Source organism: Profundibacter sp., assembly GCF_965277155.1.
GTDB lineage: Bacteria > Pseudomonadota > Alphaproteobacteria > Rhodobacterales > Rhodobacteraceae > Profundibacter.
Genome location: NZ_CBDIBV010000005.1, coordinates 381060 through 403778, shown reverse-complemented (window position 1 = coordinate 403778; position 22719 = coordinate 381060). Strand labels below are relative to the sequence as shown.

At 56.4% G+C, this 22719-nt stretch carries 15 protein-coding genes and 4 pseudogenes; 5 read left to right on the top strand and 14 right to left on the bottom strand.

Going from position 1 to position 22719, the window contains the following annotated elements; all coding sequences use genetic code 11:
- Nucleotides 1-10 precede the first annotated feature (10 nt).
- On the top strand, nt 11-3475 hold the full coding sequence (gene mfd / locus ACQY4M_RS06070) for a transcription-repair coupling factor (protein ID WP_428542047.1): 3465 nt from the start codon (nt 11-13) through the stop codon (nt 3473-3475).
- 47 nt (nt 3476-3522) lie between these two features.
- Here the strand turns inward: mfd and ACQY4M_RS06065 are convergent, their stop codons facing one another.
- From ACQY4M_RS06065 to ACQY4M_RS06050, 4 genes and pseudogenes are all read right to left on the bottom strand, one after another.
- Nucleotides 3523-4674 carry a multidrug effflux MFS transporter gene (locus ACQY4M_RS06065; RefSeq protein WP_428542044.1) on the bottom strand — a complete coding sequence of 384 codons (1152 nt, stop codon included), beginning with the start codon at nt 4672-4674 and terminating at the stop codon, nt 3523-3525.
- A gap of 59 nt (nt 4675-4733) precedes the next feature.
- Entirely contained in the window at nt 4734-5390 is a 657-nt protein-coding gene (locus tag ACQY4M_RS06060; protein WP_428542041.1) for a DsbA family oxidoreductase, read from the bottom strand.
- Nucleotides 5387-6907 (bottom strand): class I adenylate-forming enzyme family protein, encoded by a 1521-nt coding sequence (locus tag ACQY4M_RS06055; protein WP_428542038.1) that lies wholly within the window; start codon nt 6905-6907, stop codon nt 5387-5389. Before ACQY4M_RS06055 ends, ACQY4M_RS06060 begins: the two co-directional genes overlap by 4 nt.
- Before the next feature lie 64 nt (nt 6908-6971).
- Nucleotides 6972-7484 (bottom strand): annotated as a pseudogene (locus tag ACQY4M_RS06050) (aquaporin); the annotation flags it as partial.
- Nucleotides 7485-7577: 93 nt separating this feature from the next.
- Between ACQY4M_RS06050 and ACQY4M_RS06045 the strand changes: the two are divergent.
- Nucleotides 7578-8828, top strand: a complete 1251-nt coding sequence (locus tag ACQY4M_RS06045; RefSeq protein ID WP_428539230.1) for an IS256 family transposase — start codon at nt 7578-7580, stop codon at nt 8826-8828.
- A gap of 32 nt (nt 8829-8860) precedes the next feature.
- Here the strand turns inward: ACQY4M_RS06045 and ACQY4M_RS06040 are convergent.
- The 4 genes and pseudogenes from ACQY4M_RS06040 to ACQY4M_RS06025 form a co-directional block, all read right to left on the bottom strand.
- Nucleotides 8861-9010: pseudogene (locus ACQY4M_RS06040) on the bottom strand (aquaporin family protein); the annotation flags it as partial.
- Between the two features lie 148 nt (nt 9011-9158).
- Nucleotides 9159-9257: pseudogene (locus ACQY4M_RS06035) on the bottom strand (arsenate reductase ArsC); the annotation flags it as partial.
- Nucleotides 9258-9664: 407 nt separating this feature from the next.
- Nucleotides 9665-11485 carry an extracellular solute-binding protein gene (locus tag ACQY4M_RS06030; RefSeq protein WP_428542035.1) on the bottom strand — a complete coding sequence of 607 codons (1821 nt, stop codon included), beginning with the start codon at nt 11483-11485 and terminating at the stop codon, nt 9665-9667.
- A 268-nt stretch (nt 11486-11753) separates the two neighbouring features.
- Nucleotides 11754-11903, bottom strand: a complete 150-nt coding sequence (locus ACQY4M_RS06025; protein ID WP_428542032.1) for a hypothetical protein — start codon at nt 11901-11903, stop codon at nt 11754-11756.
- 113 nt (nt 11904-12016) lie between these two features.
- Between ACQY4M_RS06025 and ACQY4M_RS06020 the strand changes: the two are divergent.
- Nucleotides 12017-13243 (top strand): annotated as a pseudogene (locus ACQY4M_RS06020) (IS256 family transposase).
- A 70-nt stretch (nt 13244-13313) separates the two neighbouring features.
- Here ACQY4M_RS06020 and ACQY4M_RS06015 read toward each other — a convergent pair.
- Nucleotides 13314-13538, bottom strand: a complete 225-nt coding sequence (locus ACQY4M_RS06015; RefSeq protein ID WP_428542029.1) for a hypothetical protein — start codon at nt 13536-13538, stop codon at nt 13314-13316.
- Between the two features lie 69 nt (nt 13539-13607).
- Between ACQY4M_RS06015 and ACQY4M_RS06010 the strand changes: the two genes are divergently transcribed.
- Together ACQY4M_RS06010 and ACQY4M_RS06005 are read left to right on the top strand one after the other, a co-directional pair.
- On the top strand, nt 13608-14264 hold the full coding sequence (locus ACQY4M_RS06010; protein WP_428539609.1) for an IS1595 family transposase: 657 nt from the start codon (nt 13608-13610) through the stop codon (nt 14262-14264).
- A 137-nt stretch (nt 14265-14401) separates the two neighbouring features.
- Nucleotides 14402-15445 carry an IS5 family transposase gene (locus ACQY4M_RS06005; RefSeq protein ID WP_428542026.1) on the top strand — a complete coding sequence of 348 codons (1044 nt, stop codon included), beginning with the start codon at nt 14402-14404 and terminating at the stop codon, nt 15443-15445.
- Nucleotides 15446-15601: 156 nt separating this feature from the next.
- Here ACQY4M_RS06005 and ACQY4M_RS06000 read toward each other — a convergent pair whose 3' ends face one another.
- From ACQY4M_RS06000 to rseP, 5 genes are all read right to left on the bottom strand, one after another.
- Complete coding sequence (locus tag ACQY4M_RS06000; protein ID WP_428542023.1) at nt 15602-16174, bottom strand: OmpH family outer membrane protein; 573 nt, start codon at nt 16172-16174, stop codon at nt 15602-15604.
- A gap of 1 nt (nt 16175) precedes the next feature.
- Nucleotides 16176-18533, bottom strand: a complete 2358-nt coding sequence (gene bamA, locus ACQY4M_RS05995) for an outer membrane protein assembly factor BamA (protein WP_428542020.1) — start codon at nt 18531-18533, stop codon at nt 16176-16178.
- Between the two features lie 233 nt (nt 18534-18766).
- Nucleotides 18767-19899 (bottom strand): IS3 family transposase gene (locus ACQY4M_RS05990; protein ID WP_428539245.1). Its coding sequence is split into 2 segments (ribosomal slippage): nt 18767-19647 and nt 19647-19899, totalling 1134 coding nucleotides; the frame shifts between segments, so codons are not numbered across the junction.
- Nucleotides 19900-20208: 309 nt separating this feature from the next.
- Nucleotides 20209-21252, bottom strand: a complete 1044-nt coding sequence (locus tag ACQY4M_RS05985) for an IS5 family transposase (protein ID WP_428539221.1) — start codon at nt 21250-21252, stop codon at nt 20209-20211.
- Between the two features lie 124 nt (nt 21253-21376).
- Nucleotides 21377-22714, bottom strand: a complete 1338-nt coding sequence (gene rseP / locus ACQY4M_RS05980) for an RIP metalloprotease RseP (RefSeq protein WP_428542017.1) — start codon at nt 22712-22714, stop codon at nt 21377-21379.
- Nucleotides 22715-22719 lie beyond the last annotated feature (5 nt).

The following is a 22719-nucleotide window of genomic DNA, read 5'->3' as shown; positions in this document are numbered from 1 at the left end:
ACAGACCAATATGGCACAGCCTGACCACATAACCCTTGGCGGGGCGCCCGAAGGGTTTGATGCCCATCTTCTGGCACAGGAATTGTTGCGTGCCGGGCGTCCTGTGGTGCATATCGCACGCGATGACAAACGGCTGGTGGCAATGCAATCGGCGCTGCGGTTCTATGCACCCGATGCGGTGGTGTTGAGTTTTCCGTCATGGGATTGTCTGCCGTATGACCGTACATCCCCCAACCCCGATGTATCCGCCGCCCGCATGGCAACGCTGGCCGGTCTGGCCCACGGCATGCCCGCACCTTTTATCCTGCTAACCACGCTGAACGCCGCGACCCAGCGGGTCCCGGCGCGTTCGGTGCTGAAACAATCCGCCTTTCGCGCCCGTGTGGGCGAACGGATTGATGAAAAGGCCCTGCGTGCATTTTTAACCCGTATGGGGTTTTCCCAAACCCCGACCGTGATGGAGCCGGGCGATTACGCCGTGCGGGGGGGAATCATCGACATTTATCCGCCGCTATCCGCAGGCGGGCAGGGTGGCCCTGTGCGGCTGGACCTGTTTGGCGATGTGCTGGATGGTGCGCGCCACTTTGATCCGGCCACCCAGCGCACCACCGAAAAACTAAGCGAAATCGAACTGGCACCCGTGTCCGAGATCATTCTGGACGAAGCCGCTGTCATGCGCTTTCGCCAGAACTATCGCATCGAATTTGGCGCAGCGGGGCTGGATGATCCTTTGTATGAAGCCATCAGCGCGGGTCGCAAACATCAGGGCGCGGAACACTGGCTGCCGTTTTTCCACGAAACGCTGGAAACGCTGTTCGATTACCTGCCCGATGCCTCGATCATGCTGGATGATCAAATCACCGCCGCCCGTCTGGCCCGCTGGGAGGCGATCGAAGATCAATACGACACCCGCAAAGCGGCAATGGCGGCAAAGAACCGGATGGATTCGGTTTACAAACCCTGCCCGCCGCAATTGCTTTATCTGAATGATACCGATTGGGATGCGGCGATTGCCGGTCATCGGGTAATCCAGTTAAACCCGCTACCGCAAAGCCCCGGACCGGGGGTTCTTGATGCTGGCGGGCGGATCGGGCGTAATTTCTCGTCCGAGCGTCAACAACAGGATGTCAATCTGTTCAAGGCGTTGTCGGATCATATTGATGCACAGAAACCCAAAGGGCCCGTGGTTGTCGCCAGTTATTCCGAAGGGGCGCGGGAACGACTATCGGGCCTGCTTGAGGACGAGGGCCAGATCGGCCTGCAACAGGTGCGCGATATTCGCGAGGTCAAAGAGGGTGTCAACCTTGTGGTCTGGGCACTGGAACACGGGTTCACCGGCAATGATGTAACGGTGATTTCCGAGCAGGACGTGCTGGGCGACCGCCTGATACGCGCGCCCCGCCGCAAACGCCGCGCCGAAAACTTCCTGACCGAAACGCAAGGATTGTCGGTCGGTGATCTGATCGTGCATGTGGACCACGGGGTCGGGGTTTACAAGGGGCTGGAAACCATCACTGCGATGGGTGCGCCCCATGAATGTATTGCGCTGGAATACGCTGGCGGAGACCGGTTGTTCCTGCCGGTGGAAAACATCGAATTGCTGTCGAAATTCGGCCATGAAACCGGCCTGCTGGACAAGCTGGGCGGCGGCGCGTGGCAAGCGAAAAAGGCCAAACTGAAGGATCGTATCCGCGAGGTGGCGGAAAAACTGATCCGCCTTGCTGCCGAACGCGCCTTGCGCAAAGCCACGGTTCTGGAGCCTCAGCACCACGCCTGGGAGGCTTTTTCCGCCCGCTTCCCCTATCAGGAAACCGATGATCAGCTTTCGGCGATCGAGGATGTTCTGAACGATATGGCCTCGGGTCAGCCGATGGACCGGCTGATCTGCGGCGATGTGGGGTTTGGCAAAACCGAAGTCGCCATGCGTGCGGCCTTTGTCGCCGCGATGTGCGGTCAACAGGTGGCAGTGATTGCCCCGACCACATTGTTGGCGCGTCAGCATTATAAATCCTTTGCCGAACGCTTTCGCGGATTTCCCATACAGGTCGGGCAGTTATCCCGCTTTGTTAATGCAAAAGAGGCCAACGCCACCCGCGAAGGCATATCGCGCGGCACAGTAGATATTGTCATCGGCACCCATGCCCTGCTGGCCAAATCCGTGCGCTTCAAAAACCTTGGCCTGCTGGTGATCGACGAGGAACAGCGCTTTGGTGTGTCCCACAAGGAACGGCTAAAGGAAATGCGCAGTGATGTGCATGTGTTGACCCTGACCGCCACGCCGATCCCGCGCACCTTGCAGATGTCGCTATCGGGCGTGCGCGATTTGTCGATCATCGGCACCCCGCCGGTGGACCGTCTGGCGATCCGCACCTACGTTAGCGAATTTGACGGCGTCACCCTGCGCGAAGGGCTGTTGCGCGAACATTATCGCGGCGGGCAATCCTTCTTTGTGGTGCCACGGATCAAGGATTTGCCGGAAATCGAGGCATTCTTGCAGGATCATGTGCCCGAGGTCTCCTATGTCGTTGCCCACGGCCAGATGGCGGCGGGTCAGCTGGATGACCGCATGAACGCCTTTTATGACGGCAAATACGATGTGCTGCTGGCCACCACCATTGTCGAGTCAGGTCTGGATATTCCCACCGCCAACACCATGATCGTGCATCGCGCAGATATGTTCGGGCTGGCGCAGCTCTACCAGATCAGGGGCAGGGTGGGCCGCAGTAAAACCCGCGCTTATGCCTATATGACCACCAAACCGCGCGTGCCGCTCACGCCAACCGCGCAAAAACGCCTGCGGGTGCTGGCCAGTCTGGATAGTCTGGGGGCGGGCTTTACGCTGGCCTCGCAAGATCTGGATATTCGCGGGGCGGGGAACCTGCTGGGTGAAGAACAATCGGGCCAGATGCGCGAAGTCGGCTACGAGTTGTATCAACAGATGCTGGAAGAGGCGATCGGCAAGATCAAATCAGGCGAAATCGGTATGCCGGACGATGGCGGCAAATGGGCACCGGTGATCAATCTGGGGGTTCCTGTATTGATTCCGGATGCTTACGTTCCCGATCTTGATGTGCGCCTTGGCCTTTATCGCCGCCTGTCCGGCTTGCATACCAAGGTCGAGCTGGAAGGGTTCGCCGCCGAATTGATCGACCGTTTCGGCCCCTTGCCAAAAGAAGTCAACTCGCTGCTGCTGGTGGTGCGGATCAAGGCAATGTGCAAACGCGCCGGTATTGCGCGGCTGGATGCGGGACCAAAAGGGGCAACGATCCAGTTCCACAACGACAAATTCGCCTCGCCTGCGGGGCTGGTCGAATTCATCGAGGATCAGCGCGGGCTGGCCAAGGTGCGCGACAATAAAATCGTGGTGCGCCGCGACTGGGCCAAAGCGGCGGATAAAATCAAGGGCGCTTATGCCATCGCCCGCGATCTGGCACAAAAACTGTTGAACGAAAAGAAGGCCAGAAAGGATAAATAGCCTTCATTACTGTTCCCCAAATATCCCCGCCGGAGGCATAAATGTTCTTAAGGCTCCCGCCGGATCATTTGCATCAGGGCCAGTGCGACCGAAGCACAGCTAAACACTCCTACCGCCAGCGGCAGCGGGGTGCCGTCAAAAGCCAGCCCGATCGGGGCTGCGATCATTACCGCCGAAACGGTGAACAGCGCGCTGGTGACGGACGCCGCCATACCGGCCATATGCCCCATCGGCTCCATCGCGATGGCGTTCAGATTGCCGATGGTCATGCCCGCCATGAAGAACACCGAAGTCATCCACAGCAAAAAGGCCGGAAAGTACAGAGTGGCAGGCATCAAACCGGACCAGACCAATATCGCAAAGCCCCCCGATATCAGGATTTGCACGATCAGGGTCACGCGGATAATCCGTCTCATCCCCAGCCGCACCACAAACGTCGCGTTCACTACACTTGCTGTCCCCGCAAACAAAGCAATCCCGCCAAACCACAGCGGGAAATTCGCACCCTGACCAAAGGTGATATCGAACACCTGCTGGGTGCTGGAAAGCATCCCGAACAAAGAGCCGAAGATCATCGTCTGCACCATGATCGTGGTGCGCACGGTGTGGTTGGCCAGAACCTCTTTCACACCTTCCCACAGCTTGGCTGGGCGAAATTCGCGCCGGTTTTCCGGCAGCAATGTTTCGGGTTGGCGCAGGCCGAACCACAGGCTGTTGATAATCGCGAACACCACAAAGGCCCCGAACAAGCCACGCCAGCCAACCAACAGGATAATGCCCGCCCCCATGCTGGGGGCAAAGGCGGGCACCAGTGTGAACACCATCATGACGAATGACATCACCTGTGCCATTTGCCGCCCTGAAAACCGGTCGCGGATCACCGCCATCGCCACCACACGCGGACCGGCGGCCCCCAGCCCCTGTATCAGACGCGCCGCCAGCAGCATTTCCAGTGATCCCGCCAGCATCCCCAAAAGTGTACCAATCATATAGAGAGCAAACCCGCCCAGCAGAACGCGGCGCCGTCCAAACGCATCTGACAACGGGCCGGTGAAAAATGTACCAATCCCCATGCCCAACACAAAGCTGGTCAAAACCAATTGCGCGCGGTTGATCGCATCCGGTGTCAACGCCTGACCGATTTCCGGCAGGGACGGCAGCATCGCGTCAATTGAAAAGGCGATCGAGGCCGAGGTCATGCCCATCAGGACGATGAACTCGCGTTTGCTTAAGGGGGAGTGGGGGTGTTCATTTCAGATCAAGATTCCGGCGGGTTGTCATTTTCAAGTTGTTCGTTAATCTCGACAATCACCTGTCCCCACAGGTCTGCCGGTTGCGCACCGGTCAGCACAGATTCATTGGCAACAATAAAGGTCGGCACACCACGCACACCGCGTTCGCGGGCCTCGGCATCTTTGTTGCGGATGTATTCGACATCTGCATCTGACTTCAGCAGGCGTTCCACCATGTCGGCATCCATGCCCGAAGCATCGGCGATGTTGCACAACACATCGTTTGATCCGATATCGCGCCCCTCGACAAAATAGGCGCGAAACAGGGCCGATACCACGAATGTCTGTACGCCTTCGATCCCCGCCCAATGGATCAGGCGATGCGCGTTGATGGTGTTCGGTGTGCGTTTGATTGCGGCAAAGTCGATTTCCAGCCCCGCTTCCTCGGCCTTTTGCGCGATTTCTGCGTAGACCTTGATGGCCGCTTCCTTGCCGCCGAATTTCAGTTCCAGATATTCGCGTCGGTCCATGCCCTGCGGGGGCATATCGGGGTTCAACTGGAACGGATGCCATTCGATCATAAAGGGATGATCCGGATGCGCGGCCAGCGCGCGGTCCAGATTGGCCTTGCCGATATAGCACCACGGGCAAATCGGATCGGATATGATATCAAGCTTGATCATGTCTGTTTCTCGTATGTTTCGCGCAATTGGCGGCGCAGCAATTTGCCGTTGGCCCCTTTGGGAAGCGAGGCAACCCGGATATATATGCGGGGGGTTTTGTAACGCGCCAGTCTGTCCTTGGCGTAATCGATTAATACGGTGTCGTCCAGAGGTGTGTCGGAGGTATAAAAGGCGGCAATCACCGTGGTGTCGGCCTTGACGGTGACCTCGACAGCGGCGACCTCAGCGATGGCTGGATGGGTGGCAAGGGCGTGTTCCACTTCCAGCGGGGACACACGATAGCCGCCAGCGTTCATCATGTCGTCCGTGCGGCCCAGATAGGTGATAGCCCCGTCAGAAGCCATGCTGCAACTGTCGCCGGTCAGGAACCAGTCACCGACGTATCGATCCTTTGTTTCTGTTTCAGCATCCAGATAGCCCAGCATCAAGCCCGGGTCATTACGGTGAACGGCAAGAGTGCCTGCGCTATCAAAAGGCACCGGCTGGCCATCCTGATCCAGCACTGCCACGCGGCGGCCCTGTTGCGGAAAACCGGATGCACCATGGGGCGCTGGGTGGTCGGGGCTGCCGGAAATGAAGGTGGAACATTCGGACATGCCGTAAGCCTCGAACAACATCTTGCCGGTGGCGTCATTCCAGCGATTGCGGATGGTTTCGGGCAGTTTTTCACCGGCGGACAACCCGTGGCGCAGGTCGGGAAGGGGCGGCAGCGGGTGTTTCAGCATTTGACGATACACACCGGGGGCGGCGGCAAAGATGGTGGCGCGGTGGCGGGCGATCAGCGCGGGCAGATCGGCGGGTTTTGTTCCGGCGGCGGGGATCAGGGCGGTTGCACCGATCGACAGTGGATCCATCAGGCCGGTGCCAAGCGTATAGGTCCAGTTGAAGGCACCCGCGTGCATCATCCGGTCATGCGCGGTCAGCCCGTACCAGCCTTTGAACATCATCCGCCGTGCCCAGATCGCGCGATGGGCATGGCACACCGCGCGCGGGATGCCAGAGGTGCCGGAGGTGTAGATGATATAGGAAAGGCGGTTCGGATCGCCCTCGGCAAAAAAGGCGGGGGGCAGGTGGTGAAAGCTGTGCAAATCCTGCGCGGTGATCACGGGGCAGAGCAGGGGATCGGGCAGGGCAATGCCACTGTCCGCCACGATAAGGGCGGGGGTGATTTCTGCGCTGATCGCGGTGATTTCAGGCGTGGTCAGTTGTGACGACGTGGGCACGGGCACCAGTCCGGCGGTGATGGCGGCCAGAAACAGAATCGGGAATTCCACGGTATTGCCAAGCCGCATCAATATGCGATCACCCGGTTTTAACCCCTGTTGTAACAGGCCGGTTGCGGTGCCGCGCACGGCGGCTTCAAAGCGGGCATAGGTCCAGTCGTCGGTGTGGTCGGCGTGTAAAACCGACAGGGCACATTTGTCGCCCAGAGCAGGGGCAAGCGACAGCACATATTGCGCCAGATTGAAGGGGGCGGGGCAGGGCGCGGGGGCGCCATTATCAAAGATCGAGGTCATGCGCACCTTGCTAGGGGCAGCGTGTGTTTTTGGCAAGACAGGTATTTAAGGCAAGAAGAAGGGCTCAGGTTTGGTCTTTGAACAGTTGGGGCAGGATCAAGGACGCGGCGGCGACACCGATCAGCTGCATCACGATGAACATCGGCATATGGGCGGGGTAAATGCCTGCGAATGTGTCCGAATGGCTGCGGGCGATGGTGACGGCGGGGTTGGCGAAACTGGTGGACGAGGTAAACCAGTAAGCACCGGTTATATAAAGCGCAACAAGGGTCGGGACGGTATCGGGTTTGTGTTTGATGCCACCGAATATTACGAACAGCAGGCCGAAAGTGGCAAAAATTTCGCTGCTCCAGAGCGGGATGCCGGTGCGGGCGTGGGTCGAGGTTTGCAGGATTGGCAGGTCGAACATGATGTGGGTGAACCAGACGCCAAGGATGCCACCGATGATTTGCACCACCACATAGGGCAGGATTTGCCCGGGCGGATGTTCGCGACGCAGGGCGAAGGCGAGCGTCACGGCGGGGTTGAAGTGGGCGCCGGAGACGGGGCCAAGGGTGGTGATCAGCACATAGAGCAGAGTAATGCCCGAAAGTTGGTGATGGGGTGATTGGGTGGCATATCATGGCGGTGTTGACGCGCCGCGATTCTCAGAGAGAAAAGGATATGCCACATGGAAGACGATACTATTTTGGAGTTTACCGATCCAGCCGGAATTTCACCTGATCCGCTGACGGATATCTTGCGCAAAGGCGCGCGGGATCTGTTGGCACAGGCGGTCGAGGCCGAGGTTTGTGATCTGATGGCGCAACACGCGCATTTGAGGGATTCGGCCGGTCGCCAGCGCCTTGTTCGCCACGGATACCTGCCGGAGCGCGAGGTGATGACGGGGATCGGCCCTGTCCCGGTGAATGTGCCTCGGGTGCGTGATCGTGGCACGGGGGCGGAGAAGATCAGGTTCACCTCGACGCTTCTGCCGCCGTATCTGCGCCGGGCAAAGTCGGTCGAGGAGTTGTTGCCCTGGCTCTATCTCAAAGGTATTTCCACGGGTGATTTCGGCGAAGCACTGGCGGCCCTTCTGGGGCCTGATGCGGGTGGTTTGACATCGAGCACGATTTCGCGCCTGAAGGCGGAGTGGTGGGCAGAATACGAGCGTTGGAACCGGCGTGACCTGTCGGCCAAACGCTATGTGTATTTCTGGGCCGACGGGGTTTATTTCAAGCCGCGCACGGATGCTGACAAGCAATGCATGCTGGTGATCATCGGCGCGGACGAGTGGGGTAACAAGGATGTTCTGGGCCTCGTGGACGGGTATCGAGAAAGCAGCCAGAGCTGGCGTGAACTGCTGCTGGACTTGCAACGTCGTGGCCTCAGAAAAGCCCCTGATCTGGCCGTTGGTGATGGCGCGCTCGGCTTCTGGAACGCCTTGCGGGAGGTGTTCGGTGAGACCCGGGAGCAGCGCTGCTGGGTGCATAAAACCGGCAACGTCCTGAATGCCATGCCGAAGTCGCTGCAAGCCAAAGCCAAGGGCCATCTACAGGACATCTGGATGGCCGAGAACAAACGGGACGCCGAGGCCGCGTTCAATTTCTTCATCGAAGCCTATGGCGTGAAATACGAGCGTGCCGTGGGGAAGCTGACCAAGGACCGGGACGTGCTGCTGACCTTCTACGACTTCCCTGCCGAGCACTGGAAACACATCCGCACATCCAACCCCATCGAAAGCATATTTGCCACCGTGCGGCACCGAACGAAGAAGACCAAAGGCTGCCTCGGGCGCAAGACCGCCTTGGCAATGACCTTCCGCCTGATGATGTCGGCAAAGAAGAAATGGCGTAAACTCGACGGCGCATTCCGATTGCCGGAAATCATCGAAGGGGTTGAATTTAAGGACGGGATCAAGCAGGAAAAACATGCCGCCTGATTACTGCGTCACCAACTTTTGGGCATAGCTCCATAGAGCATAGCGCCGGTGGCAATCGCGTTGGCCAGCAGGGCAATACCGTCATTTCCGCCCGACATATTTTCGGCCATGATACCCGAGCCGACAACGCCGATCAGCAACATTGCGGTGCCAATAAATTCCGCCAGCAATTTTTGTTTCATTCAATCCCGCCCGATTTTATCCAGCGCCGATTGCAGAGCTGTATTATCCCATCCCGTCCAGCAGCAGCGCCAGAACCCGCTCCGCCTGTCGGGGCAGGCTATCATAAGTGACCTGAACGCCTGTTCACAATCCTGTATGCAATCTAGTGGAATAGGCCATCACGCGGCCGCCGCTTGTGTGGTTCAGGATGCTTTCCAGTAGAATCGAGCGCGCCGAATTTCCGGTACAAAGGGCAATTATATTCATACCGCAAAATGAACCGCTTAATTGCAACAACTACGTCTCATAGGCAGCTTTTAGCTGTTTGCTACATGCCGTGAATTCGATCGCCATTTTCGTCAGTATAACCGGGGGCAGAACAAGCCGATAAACCCAGTGCAGTAACCATCAGTACAATTCGTAACATCATTTTGGCTCCCTCGTATAATTTGCAACACCACAAAGCATTGCTTGGCGTTTAGGGAACTTGGGTAAACTATTACGATCGATTTTCAATTCACATTAATGTGCAAACCAAAATGTGAAACGGCCGCTGTATTACAGAGCATTGTTAACTTTGCGTGCGCCAGCGGAGATATCACGCCCCAATCCTTCGACTGTTGCACAGGCTGCGAGAGTTAGGACTGCAAGTAACAAGATTGTTTTTGTCATGTTCAGTTTTCCTTTTCAGACCACCAGACATCCGGCATAAAGCCGATCCAGTCGCCATAGATCGGCAGATGTTCCGCCGGATAATGCAAGTAGCTTTTATGTGCAATGCGCGATGGCCCGTCGGCCCAGATCGGGATCACATAGCGCCCCGCCGTTAGTATCCGGTCCAGCGCATGGGCGGCGATGCCAAGTTCTTCCCGATCCCGGGCGTTCAGCATGGCGTTGATCATCGCCTCGGCAGCGGGTGAGTTCATCCCCATCCAGTTGCGGGTGCCCGGGCGGGTGACACCATCAGCGCCCCAATAAAGCATCTGCTCATTTCCCGGTGACAGCGACGCGCCACGGGCATAGAACGCCATGTCGAAATCATAGGCGTTTGTGCGTTCCTTGTACTGGGCCTTGTCGATCACTGTGACAGTGGGCTGCATTCCCAGCCGTTTCAATGCCTCGACATAGAGGTCAACAATGCTGCGAACTTCGGACGATCCCTGTTTCAGCACAATTTCAAAGGCAAAAGGCTGACCCGCGCTGTTTTGCATCACGCCATTTTCAACATCCCATCCGGCCTGCGCCAGCAGGGCCATGGCCTTGCGGAAGTTCTTGCGATTGCGTTCCGATCCATTCGAGACGGGCAGGGTGTAGCCCTCAATCGTGTCGGGGGGAAGTTGCTCGGCATATGGGGCCAGCAATTCTGCTACGTGGCCCTTGGCGGGGCCGGGTTTCATCGCCAGTTCTGAATTGTCGAAATAGGATTTGATGCGCGGCGCGGCGCGGCCGTTCACCGTCTGGCTGATGAATTCATAGTTGAACGCCTGTATCATCGCTTGCCGTACACGCAAGTCGGCAAAGATCGGGTTGCGGGTATTCATCACCAGCCCCTTCAGGCCGGTAGGGCGCTGGTGCGGGATTTCGGATTTGACAACTTCGCCCGCGCGCATGGCGGGAAAATCATACAGTGTTTCCCATTTTCCGGCGTTGCCTTCGCGCATGACATCGATTTCACCGGCTTTGAATGCCTCGAAAAGGACGTTGGCGTCGGTGAAAAACTCCATGCGGATTTCGTCGAAGTTGTGGGTGCCGCGACGAAATGGCAGATCCTTGCCCCAATAGTCGGGATTGCGTTTCAGAACCAGATAGCGGCCCTGTTCCAGATCATCCACCACATAGGGGCCGGTGCCGATCGGCGCCTCAAGGGACGATGCGGCAAAATCCTTGTCTTCATATTGCGATTTTTTCAGGATCGGGCGCATGCCGATGATCAGCGCCAACTCCCGGTCATCGGTGTTGAAGGTAAAGCGGATCTTGCGCTCGCCGGTTTGCTCCATCTTTGCAACCTTTTGCCAGGCCCCCAGATATTTCGGGTGCCCTTTGGTGCCGAGTGTTTCATAGGACCACATCACATCCTCGATGGTGACTGGGCTGCCATCCGAGAACTTTGCCTCGGGGCGCAGGGTGAATTCGACCCATTGGCGATTCGGCCCGACATCAATCGATTCGGCCAAAAGACCGTAAAGCGAGAAGGGTTCGTCCCAATTTCGACCCATCAAACTCTCGTATCCCAGATAGCGAAATTGCCATGGTACACGGCCCTTCAGGATGAAGGGGTTCAGGGAATCAAAGCTGCCGACCTCGCCCAGAATAATCCGCCCGCCTTTGGGCGCATCCGGGTTGGCGTAGGGTAGGGACACAAAATCATGTGGTAGAGCAGGGGAGCCATACATAGCTATGCCATGCTGCGGTTCGGCCTGCGCGAATCCTGCGGACAGAATCAGGCTGGCGGTGCAGGCAATTTGCCTTAGCCACGCGAAATTTATTGATCTCATTTTGGCAACAATCCTTCACGCGCCTTGTTTCGTTACGGTTGATGGTAACGGGCAAATGCAACCAATTCAAACTTTTAGCTTGGCGGGTGGCAAGAGATTGCGTATAAAGTAATCACTGCTCGATAGGTTTCTTGCCTGTATGAAACCTGCCTCAATAACTTAACGCCAGCTTCGCGCTGGCGTTTTTTTTGTGCGGTTAAACAAAGGCCCGGAAAAATTTCTCCGAGCCTTTGTGCAGTTACATTTAGTTGCTCTAATTTGTGATTGCTTATAAATCATTCCCTCCGGGCACGTAGCCACCACCACCACCGCCGCCGCTGGCAACAACTGCTGCCATAAGCACAAGCATCAGGATCGGAACAAGCATCGCCCCACCGGAACTGCCGGTGGCCGCTTCGACAACTTCAGGCTCCATCATTGGTTCGACAAGGTGGTAGTGTCGCGAGTTTGGTGGAAATTCGAGGACGGCGTAATCTCCGGGTGCATCGAAGCCACCCAACCGGCGGCTGGAACCGCCAAGGAGATCACGCCATGACAAAGAATACAGCAACATCGACATCCGCGCTACTGGCCAATGAAGCAGGCTATGACCCGATTGAAGACCGGCTGCGCCAGAACATCCGCGCGACGATCGAGGCGGTTTTCGAAGAGGAGCTGGAGCAGTTTCTGGGCCGTTGCCGGTATGGCCGCAGCGGCGGGGCAAAGGCCGGATACCGCCACGGGCATCGCGAGCGGCAACTGGTCGGAACATTTGGAACCGAAACGGTGCGCGTGCCGCGTGCGCGGATCACAGGCGAGGCCGGCAAGGCCAGAGAATGGCGCTCGAAGGCATTGCCCCGCTACCAGCGGCTGACGAAGAAGGCCGAGGCGCTGATCGCTGCTGTCTACCTTTCGGGCACCAACACACGGCGGGTAAAACGCGCCCTGTTCGGCCTGTTTCAGGGGGCGGTCAGCAAGGATGTGGTGAGCCGCGCCTGGCGCAAGGTGAAGGTGGACTGGCAGGCGTGGTGCGCCCGCAGCCTTGCGGATGAAGACATCGTGCGGCTGATCCTGGACGGCACCGTGATCAAAACGCGGATTGACAGGAAGGCCACCAATATCTCGGTTCTGGCCGCGATTGGCGTGCGCCGGGATGGGCAGAAGGTCTTGTTATCACTGATGAACATGGGCGGCGAAAGCACCTCCGCCTAGCGTCAGTTCATCAACGATCTGGATGCGCGCGGGTTGAAACGGCCCGAATTTGTCATCGTGGACGGGGCACCGGGACTTGAGGTCGCTCTCATTGCCCTCTGGGGTGAAGATCTGCCGATCCAGAGGTGCACGGTGCACAAGCACCGCAACCTTCTGGCCAAGGCACCCAAGCGTATGCATGATGAGTTGACAGAAGATTACCGCGACATGATCTACGCCAAAACACCCGAGGAAATCGCCACCCGCCGCAAGGCATTTCTGCGAAAATGGCGGCTGAAATGCAAGGCCGTCGCTGACAGCTTGGAAGAAGCAGGAGATAAGCTTTTCACCTTCACGCGTCTGCCACAAGGCCAGTGGAAATCGGCCAGAACGACAAATGCGATCGAACGCCTGAACGAGGAATTCCGCCGCCGCATCAAGACCCAGACCGTGCTGCCATGCGCCGAGACCGTGCCGATGCTGCTTTGGGCTCTGATGGCCTCGGGGCAGATCGTCATGCGAAAGGTCGATGGCTGGGAAACGCTCGCTCAGCCCGTCGCCGACGCAACCCTTGACCAAGCCGCCTGACCGGCGCATAACTCAACCCGCTCGGAGGTGCCTGAAATCAATTTCCACCACTTTCGAGACACAACCCAGATTAATTTACAGCACCATTCGCAGGCAGTGGAGCATTATCACCGCCCCCGCTTGCAATCACAGCCGCCATCAGCACAATCAGCAGGATCGGAACAAGCATCGCCCCGCCGGAACTGCCAGTGGCCGCTTCGACGACCTCCGGTTCCATCATCGGTTCTACAAGGTTGCCAGCGAATACTTGAGACGAGGAAAAAAGCACAGTCGTGAAAATTGCCAGTTTTTTCATTCTAAACATCCCTTAATAAATTTAATGGGGCTGACCCAGATAACCTAAAAAGAGGTTATGATGGGAAGCATGAGAAAGAGTCGCCTGAGCCACTACAAGCAAGACCGTCTTACGGAGCATTTTGTTTCGGGATCGACAGCACGAACAGCAGCCAGTTTGTGTGGTGTAAACCGCAAGACCGCAGCGTTTTATTTTCTACGCCTGCGCGAGATAATCGCCTATGAGCTGGAGGCGGAAAGCCAAGCTATGTTCGGCGGAGAAATAGAAGTGGACGAAAGCTACTTTGGCGGCAAACGCAAAGGTAAACGCGGGCGTGGTGCGGCAGGTAAAATTCCCGTTTTTGGTATATTAAAAAGGGGTGGGAAGGTTTACACCAAGATCATCCCGGACGCCAAATCCGCCACTCTGATCCCGATCATAGAGCGCAAAGTCGTGCCGGATTCCATCGTCTATTCCGATTGTTGGCGCGGTTATAATGTGCTGGATGTGTCAGACTTCCACCACTTTCGCATCAACCATTCCAAGCTCTTTGCAGACCGTCACAACCACATCAATGGCATCGAGAATTTCTGGAACCAAGCCAAGCGCCACATGCGCCGATTTAACGGTGTCCCCAAGGCCCAATTTGGGCTATATTTGAAGGAATGCGAGTGGCGTTTCAACAACAGTGACCCTTCAGCTCAGTTATTGCAGCTAAGACAATGGGTTAAGCGTTACTTGAAGTAGTTATCTGGGTCAGCCCCAATTTAATAATGAATAAGGGCTACTCATTAGGAGGGAACCTCTAAAAATCCCCCAAAATCCGGCCTGACGGGGTAGAATCGTCATCAGGATGAAAATGATTCGACCGACGGGGTTTTGTCATGGGTCAGATGGGATTTTTTGATCTTTCCAGCCGATACGCGGGACTGGACAAATCTGGTGATCCGCTGGTGTTGCTCAACGACATGGTGCCGTTCGAGGATTACCGGGACGAGCTGAAGGCCATATGGCGCACGCCGCCCGAACAGCGCAAATCCAACGCTGGCCGCCCGCCTTGGGATGAGGTGCTGATATTCAAGACGATGGTTTTGCAGCAGCTCTACAACCTCTCTGACGATCAGATCGAGTATCAGATCCGCGACCGCCTGTCGTTCATGCGGTTTCTCGGCCTTGGCATTGAAGACAGCGTACCTGACGCCAAGACCATCTGGGCCTACCGTGAAAGGCTGGCCGAGGCCGGGAAGATGAAGGAGCTGTTTGACAAGTTCGATGCCTTTCTGCGCGAAAAGGGCTATCTGGCGATGGGCGGGCAGATTGTTGATGCGAGCATCGTTCCGGCGCCGCGCCAGCACAACAAAAGGGACGAGAACGAGAAAATCAAGGCGGGCGAAACGCCTGAAGAGTGGGAGGAAAAACCCCACAAGAAGCGCCAGAAGGACGTGGATGCGCGCTGGACGAAGAAGCACGGCAAGAGCTATTACGGCTACAAGAACCACATCAATGTCGACCGGCGGCACAAATTCATCCGCGCTTATGATGTCACCGATGCCGCCGTGCATGACAGCCAGGCGCTTGCCGGTCTGATTGATGCGAGCAACACCTCATCGGACCTGTGGGCCGACAGCGCCTATCGCTCGCAAAAGATCGAAAGCGAGCTGGAAGAGCGGGGGCTTCACAGCCATATCCATCACAAGGGCAGGCGCGGCAAGCCGCTTGGCGAGCGCCAGCAAAAGGCCAACCGGAGGCGCTCGAAAGTGCGGGTCCGGGTCGAGCATGTATTCGCTTTTCAGGAGCGCTCCATGGGCGGCAAGCTGATCCGCTCCATCGGCCTGAAGCGGGCGCGATTTCGCATCGGGATGATGAACCTGGTCTACAACATGAAGCGCTTCGTCCAGTTCGAATGCGGCCTGGCGGCGCCGGGATAAGGGTTCATGGGGTGAGGTGTGCCTGAAATACCCAAAACCGGCTTGAAACCGGTGAAAATGGGTTTATGATCCGAAGCAATCAGGCGGGACAGGCGAAAAACCGTCCACCCCGCCGCGAAGAAGGCGAAAACGGGAATTTACAGAGGTTCCCTGATGCTATTCTTGTGGTGTTGTATCCTGCGTTTTACCATCGCCCAATGTGGCGTCGATCCGCTGCAAAGCCTCGTCGGTAATATCGACACCACTGGCCACCGCAAAAACCATCCGGTGATCCAGAACTATCGCAGCGCCACGTTCATTCATCAACTCGCCCAATATCGGCAGAACCAGATTCAGAAACGCCGCCCGTTCCTGATCCAGTCGGCTCTCAAGCTCACGCGCTTTTGCGTCTTGTTCCCGTCGGATTTCCTGAACCTTCGCGTCAAAAGCATCCGCTAAAATCCGGAAATCATCGGGCGCCATTGTGGCCCGTTTTTCGGTGATGTCTTTTTCCTCGGCGGTCAAATCTGCTTCCAGCCGCTGGAACTCTTTTTGCAGCGCTTCTGTGTCAGCCGCAATTTCGGCAACGACCCTTTCCCCAAACAACGAGTCAGCAAACAGGCGCTCTGGATCAATCGTAAGGATCGCTTGTGGAGAGTCTGATACCGTCTGCGCAGCCCCCTGCCCGGACCATCCCAGCCCCAGCCCTGTCACAAACAGCACCGCCAGAATGAACCCGCGCAACGTCATATCAGAATTTGGTCTGGATCGTCAGCTCGAACGAACGGTCGCGGTCGTAATCCTCTTTTTGCAATGCTTTAGAGAAATTGAACCGCAACGGTCCAATACCTGTGGTCCACAGAATCGAGAACCCGATAGAGGAGCGCCAGTGCAAGGTATCATCGACGCCGGACCCATAAGTATTATCCAGCCCCCATACCGATCCGACATCCAAAAACAAACCGCCTTTGATGCCGTATTCTTCGGGAAGACCCAGCGGGAATTCGGCGTCGAACCGGGCCACTGCAAACATATTGCCACCCAAGGCGTTTCCATTGATGTCATTGCCATTACGCGGTCCTATCCCAAGGGATTCAAACCCGCGCATTTTTGCACCGTTCAAGAAGAACCTATTGTTTACTCGGCTGTTTGTTCCGGATAGCGATGCAATCGCCCCACCTTCAAATACAGCCCGCAGAGTCACCTCTTCGTTATAGACCTTGGTTTCTGCCCCAACCAGTGCTGTCGTCTTGATAAATTGGGAATCTCCACCCAGTCCGGCAAAGTCCTGACCAAACCGCAGTACAATACCGGCATTGGGGTTCAACCCCGTGCGGCGTGTGTCGTAGCTAAATCCATAGCCCAACTGGCTGGTTACGACTGTTCCTTCGGCTTCTTCGGCCTGTAGAATTGGGGATATGATCAGGGGCGCAACCGGTGTCGCCAGATTGAAAATCTTGTCGGTACCAATTCTATAGCGCAGCTCAAGCCGGCCATTTTCACTAATCGGGAATTCAAGCCCGATACCGAAACTGGCCTTGCGGGTATCAAATGTTGAATTGAACCCTTGGGTTGTTGCGTAGTTGCCGCTAAACCTTAGGCGCACGTTACGTCCCAACAGCGCCGGTTCAACAAATCTGAACCCAACCGAGTTTGTTTCGCTTGCTGTATTCAATGAAAAATCGAAGCTTTGCCCGCGGCCCAGAAAATTGCTTTCCTGAAAACCAATGTTAAACCCGAGTCCACCATCGGTGCCATAAGACGCCCCAAGGTCAAGGCTGCCCGTCGGTTGTTCGGCAACATTTACATCCACAATGACCTGATCCGGCCCCGTCCCCTCGCGGGCGTTTACATCCGCTTTACTAAAGAACCCGAGGTTTCGGATGCGCTCTGCCGCTTCGCGGATCTGGCGCGGGTTGAAGGGGTCACCCTCGACCACTTTGAACTGGCGGCGAATAACCCGGTCCAGTGTTGTTGCATTGCCCTCGATGTCGATGCGCTCGACAAAGACGCGCGGGCCGCGGCTGATGACGAATTCGATATCCAGTGTCAGATCGCGATCATTGCGGGTCACGCGCGGCTCGACCCGAATGAAATTCAACCCTTTCTGAATAGCAAGGCGTTCCATCCGGGCAATCGTGGTTTCAACGGCAACCGGTGTATATGTCTTGCCCGATTTGATCTTGACCGCACGCATGAATTCTTCTGCGTCCACCTCGGGAAGGTCGCTAACGGCTGATATTTCGCCGAATTTGAAACGCTGCCCTTCGCGCACATTAAAGGTCAGGAAAAAGCCGTTCCGTTCACGGGCAATTTCCGAATTTACCGATAGTACGCGAAAATCAAAATAACCGCGCGACAAGTAGAAATCGCGCAGGACCTGTTTGTCGAATTCAACACGATCGGCAATGAATGTATCTTTCTGGATAATAGCCCGGAAGATACCGGCCTGTTTGGTTTCCAGAACACGCCGCAGACGGCGATCCGAATACGCGCGGTTGCCAACAAAGCTGAGGCGCTCGATCTCGACAACCTTGCCTTCGACAATTTCAAAGACCAGATCGACCCGGTTTTCCGATCGGCGGATAATCTTGGGCGTTACAGTTGCCGAATAACGTCCCTGCTGGCTGTATGCCTCGGTCAGTACAGCCGCATCGGCCTCGGCCGTCGAAGGGCTATAGACATGGCGGGACTGGGATTGGACAATTTGTGCCAGATCGGCATCTTTCAACCGCTTGTTGCCTTCAAAACTGATCCTGTTGATTGTCGGGAATTCCTTCACCGTGATCACCAGTGTGCCACCACGCGGCTCGACCGAAACGGATTCAAACAATCCACTGTTCAAAATCCGCTGATAAGCGTCGTTCAACTGCGCCGCCGACACCGTTTCTCCGCGGGCGATTCCTGCATAAGTCAGGATGGTAGCGGGTTCGATCCGCTGGTTTCCCTCGATCTTGACTTGGTTAAATCGGTATGATTGCGCTTGCGCCGCATTGGGCAAGGCAACATATGTCATTGATAATGCTAAAAATAATATTAGTGAAACACGACAAATCACTGCTTTAACTGCATTATATGTCACTGCTCTACCGGCTTTTATATCGGTCATGAAACCCAATCCGTTTAGATATCCCTGATACCTAGCTAACGGGTCGCTAATGGCTTGTCAAAAGGCCAAATACCATTGAACCGAATAAACTAAACCATTCGATTATCATAAATGCAGTTTTGGGTAGGAAAAGTCAATTAAGCGCGAGAGAGCCGAAAAATGCACCGCCCCACAGAGGTGGTCCCACTTTTTTGACCAGTCAGCAGCCAGTTTAAGATGGATCAGGGTTTCATTTAGGCTGCCAAACTCATTGGTTTTGTTTTTCTGTCATAGGCTTCATCCGGGGTCAATATTCCGTGGGTGGAATGCGGGCGCTCGGTGTTGTAGTAAGCCAACCATTTCCCGATCCCGGCGCGGGTCTGCGAACCCGTTTCAAATGCGTTGAGGTAAATGCATTCGTATTTCAAGGATCGCCAAAGCCGCTCGATCATCCGGTTATCGACCCAGCGACCTTTGCCATCCATCGAGATTTTCACGTCGGCTTCTTTCAGCGCCTGCGTCCATTCAAACCCGGTGAACTGGCTGCCCTGGTCGCTGTTCATGATATCGGGCTTGCCGTATTTGGCCATAGCCTCTTTCAGGGCTTCAACGCAAAAATCTGCCTCCATGCTGTTTGACAATCTCCAGCTCAAAACCTTGCGGCTGTGCCAGTCCATGATCGCGACCAAATAGAGGAACCCGCGCTGCATCGGAATGTAGGTGATATCTACGCACCACACATGGTTTGGACGATCAATCGTCAGGTCTCGCAGCAGATACGGGTAGATCTTATGCTGCGGATGTTTCTTGCTCGTGTTGGGCGTCTGGTAGATCGGAACCAACCGCATCAGCCGCATCAAACGGCGGACCCTGTGGCGACCACACTTGTAACCTTGGCGCTGCATGTGCCGGGCCATTTGCCGTGATCCATACCACGGCGTCTGCAAGAATTGCTTGTCGATTATTGTCATGAACCGCAAATTTTCAGCACTTTCGCCTTTTGGCTGGTAATACAGGTTCGAGCGCGCCAGAGAAAGTAGCCCGCATTGTCGTCGCACACTCAGATCATGCTCACGGCTCACCATTTTTTGCCTCGCTTCCCGAGCAACTGTTGCGAGGCGTTGGCTAAAAAATCCCGTTCCACGACCAGCTGACCAATCTTGGAGTGCAGCTTCTCAATCTGGGCTTCATCAACCCGATCAGGATCACGGCCCCGTCTGGAAAATGCCGTGGCCATGTTTTCAATCGCTGCTCGTTTCCATGTGCCAATCTGGGTTGGATGCACACCATACTTCTTCGACAGCTCCGCCATCGTCATTTCCTCGCGGATTGCTTCAAGCGCAACGCGGGCTTTGAATTCGGGAGAATGGTTCTTTCGTTTCGTCATTTTGAATCGTCTTTCTCATAAGTCGATCCACCTTAACAACTGGTCCGAATTTCCGCGACCACCTCTCACAACGCACCAATAATTGTGGCCAGATACAACAAACGATCCCAATTGATATCAATCAAAAGCGACAAACCGCGATAACTGTTTTGGATCATTTCCATAGGGCCAATCCCAGACTCAAACATACGATAACTTCAATGTAAAAGACCTCTGCATGAGGCCATGGCTTTCGGTTGAAGCAAGATTTCGGCCGCCCACCTTGCGCCCCTGCGGGTCCGGCGGACAGACGGGTGGCGGGGTTTGGGGCTATGCGATTGCGGGGGTTTGCGGGTTGAGGGTGATCCTGTTTGCGGCCTTGAGCAGGTTTTGCGCGATGGCGGCCATGACCATCTGGGCATGCACCCTGGCGCGCCCGAAATATCTCGCCCGCTGCAGGCCGAAGAGGCGTTTCATCGTGCCGAAAGTCTGCTCGATGCGGAAGCGGCGTTTCGAAATCAGCCGGTTGAAGCGTTTCTCCGATTGCCGCAGGGGGCGGCCGCGCGCTGCCTTGCGCAGGATGCCGTCGCGGTATTTGCCGCGCAGCATCTGGCGGTTGGCCTTGCTCGCATAGGCCTTGTCGGCCAGCACCCGCTGCGCCTTTGCGCCCGCGATCATGGTGGCGAATTCGGGGCTTTCGGCGGCATTGGCGGGCGTGGTGTGCACCTTGTCGATAAAGCCCTCTTCGTCGCAGCGGGCAAAGCCCTTGTAGCCGAGCGTGCTCTTGCGGCCCTTCTTGACCCAGCGGGCATCAGGGTCGGCGCTGAAATGCAGCTGTGCCCCGTCGGGTGAGACCTCGGGCGGATCATCCGGCGTCCCTTCCCTTGCCCCGTCCTCTGCCCGGTCCTGCGGGGCGTCGATATGGGTGCGCGGGCGCGCCGCCGCCGCGATCAGGGTCGCATCAATGATCGCCGCCTCAGCCTCTTTCAGCTTCAGCCCATGCGCCTCGATCTGGCGGCAGACCTCGGCCAGCAGCTCATCGTAAACGCCACCCCGGACCAGCGCATTGCGGAACCGGCAGTGGGTCGTCTCATCCGGCACCGACGCGTGCAGATCGAGCCCGCAGAACAGCATGAAATCCAGCCGCACCTTCAAGGCCCGCTCCAGCTTCGGGTCGCTCAGCCCGTGCCACTGGCCAACCAGAAGACACTTGAACAGAACCAGCGGATCATAGCCCTGAGGCCCGATCCCCGAGCGCCCCAGACCGCGCCGCAGGATCGGCAAAAACGAGTTCCAATCCATCAGCGCGTCGATCTTCGACAGAACGTCATCCGCGCCGATCCGTGCCGCCGCTTCGTGCAGGAAAAGGTCCATCTATTCACCCCAGAGATTTCCCGGCTAGCTTACCAAAACGGCCAACCCGGGGGAATCCCGATGTTATGCAGAGGTCTTTGTAATATTGAAATAAGGCAAGAATAGGGCGGGAATTTCTGCCCCCTTAGGGGCACATAAAGTCATTATACAAGGCAAACCCCATCAACATCAGGATCAGAGCGAACCCCGCTGTCATTAAAATATTCAACGCCTTGTCGCTGGGCGGTTTGCCCGCAATGGCCTCGTAAGTGAAGAACACCAGATGCCCGCCATCCAGCACCGGTACAGGGAACAGATTCATCAAACCAACAGCCGTGGACAGCATGGCAATGAAATACAGGAATGCCAGCACACCTTGCCGTGCAAGTTTACCGGAAATCGTGGCAATTCCAACAGGGCCGGACAGGTTACAGCTGCTGATTTTGCCGGCTATCATATGGGTCAGGCCGGAAATCGACTGGGTGATTGTTCCCCAAGTGCCTTTGACACCGATCATCAAGGCCTCGCCAACGCCGGGACGTTCACGGGCGGATTCAAAAAACAGGCTACCGCTGATCCCCATAATGTAACGGGTCTCGAACTGGTTATCGGCAATTGGCAAATCGCGTTTCTGCGCCTCGATGGTGTATTCCAGAACCTGACCGTCGCGCCACAGTTTGATCACCGTCGGCTTGCCCGCACTGTCATTGATCAAAGGGATCATCTGGCCAAATTCGTAAACCTTGGTGCCACCGATTTCCAGAATGACATCATCCACCTGGATACCGGCCTTGTCTGCCGCCCAGCCCGGCGTTACCGCATTGACCCGTGTCGGGGACAGCGGGGGGCCGTCAACAGTAACTTCTTTACCATCGCGCAAAACGGTGTAGGACAATTTCGGCTTGCTGGGCAGCGCGTCAAGGAAAGCGCCATACCCTTCCTCATCGGGGAACCGCACGCCCTCGATCGCAACCAGTGTATCCCCCGGCTCCAGCTCGGACAGCCCTGCAGGCAATTCGTATACCGTTGCAATTTTGGGTGGATAAGTGGAAATACCATCCACCAGTGCCAATCCGGCAAAGACGACAATCGCCAGAATAAAGTTGAACACCGGCCCCGCCAAAACCGTCAGGAACCGCGCCCAAAGGGGGGCGCCGTGCATGGTGTGGCGCTTTTCCTCGTCCGACAGGGTGCTGATGGTTTCGCCGTCTTTGCCGCTGGCGGCGTCCGCATCGCCCAGAAACTTGACATAGCCGCCAAAGGGCAGTGCCGCGATTTGCCATTTGGTGCCGCGTTTATCGACCCGTGACCACAGGGTCGGCCCAAAGCCCAGTGAAAACACCTCGGCATGGATGCCGGACCAGCGGCCAACAATGTAATGGCCGTATTCGTGGATTGTGACAATAACCGACAAGGCGACAATAAAGGCCGCAACCGTAAAGGCAAAGTTGCCGAAAACCGGAAGTATGCTTGCGAAATCCAAGGTGG

Excerpts from the sequence above, each read along its gene's own strand:
- mfd (WP_428542047.1), top strand. The coding sequence starts at position 11 with ATGGCACAGCCTGACCACATAACCCTTGGCGGGGCGCCCGAAGGGTTT.
- ACQY4M_RS06065 (WP_428542044.1), bottom strand. The coding sequence starts at position 4,674 with ATGACCTCGGCCTCGATCGCCTTTTCAATTGACGCGATGCTGCCGTCC.
- ACQY4M_RS06060 (WP_428542041.1), bottom strand. The coding sequence starts at position 5,390 with ATGATCAAGCTTGATATCATATCCGATCCGATTTGCCCGTGGTGCTAT.
- ACQY4M_RS06055 (WP_428542038.1), bottom strand. The coding sequence starts at position 6,907 with ATGACCTCGATCTTTGATAATGGCGCCCCCGCGCCCTGCCCCGCCCCC.
- ACQY4M_RS06045 (WP_428539230.1), top strand. The coding sequence starts at position 7,578 with ATGGAAGACGATACTATTTTGGAGTTTACCGATCCAGCCGGAATTTCA.
- ACQY4M_RS06030 (WP_428542035.1), bottom strand. The coding sequence starts at position 11,485 with ATGAGATCAATAAATTTCGCGTGGCTAAGGCAAATTGCCTGCACCGCC.
- ACQY4M_RS06025 (WP_428542032.1), bottom strand. The coding sequence starts at position 11,903 with ATGATGGAGCCTGAAGTTGTCGAAGCGGCCACCGGCAGTTCCGGTGGG.
- ACQY4M_RS06015 (WP_428542029.1), bottom strand. The coding sequence starts at position 13,538 with ATGAAAAAACTGGCAATTTTCACGACTGTGCTTTTTTCCTCGTCTCAA.
- ACQY4M_RS06010 (WP_428539609.1), top strand. The coding sequence starts at position 13,608 with ATGAGAAAGAGTCGCCTGAGCCACTACAAGCAAGACCGTCTTACGGAG.
- ACQY4M_RS06005 (WP_428542026.1), top strand. The coding sequence starts at position 14,402 with ATGGGTCAGATGGGATTTTTTGATCTTTCCAGCCGATACGCGGGACTG.
- ACQY4M_RS06000 (WP_428542023.1), bottom strand. The coding sequence starts at position 16,174 with ATGACGTTGCGCGGGTTCATTCTGGCGGTGCTGTTTGTGACAGGGCTG.
- bamA (WP_428542020.1), bottom strand. The coding sequence starts at position 18,533 with ATGACCGATATAAAAGCCGGTAGAGCAGTGACATATAATGCAGTTAAA.
- ACQY4M_RS05985 (WP_428539221.1), bottom strand. The coding sequence starts at position 21,252 with ATGGACCTTTTCCTGCACGAAGCGGCGGCACGGATCGGCGCGGATGAC.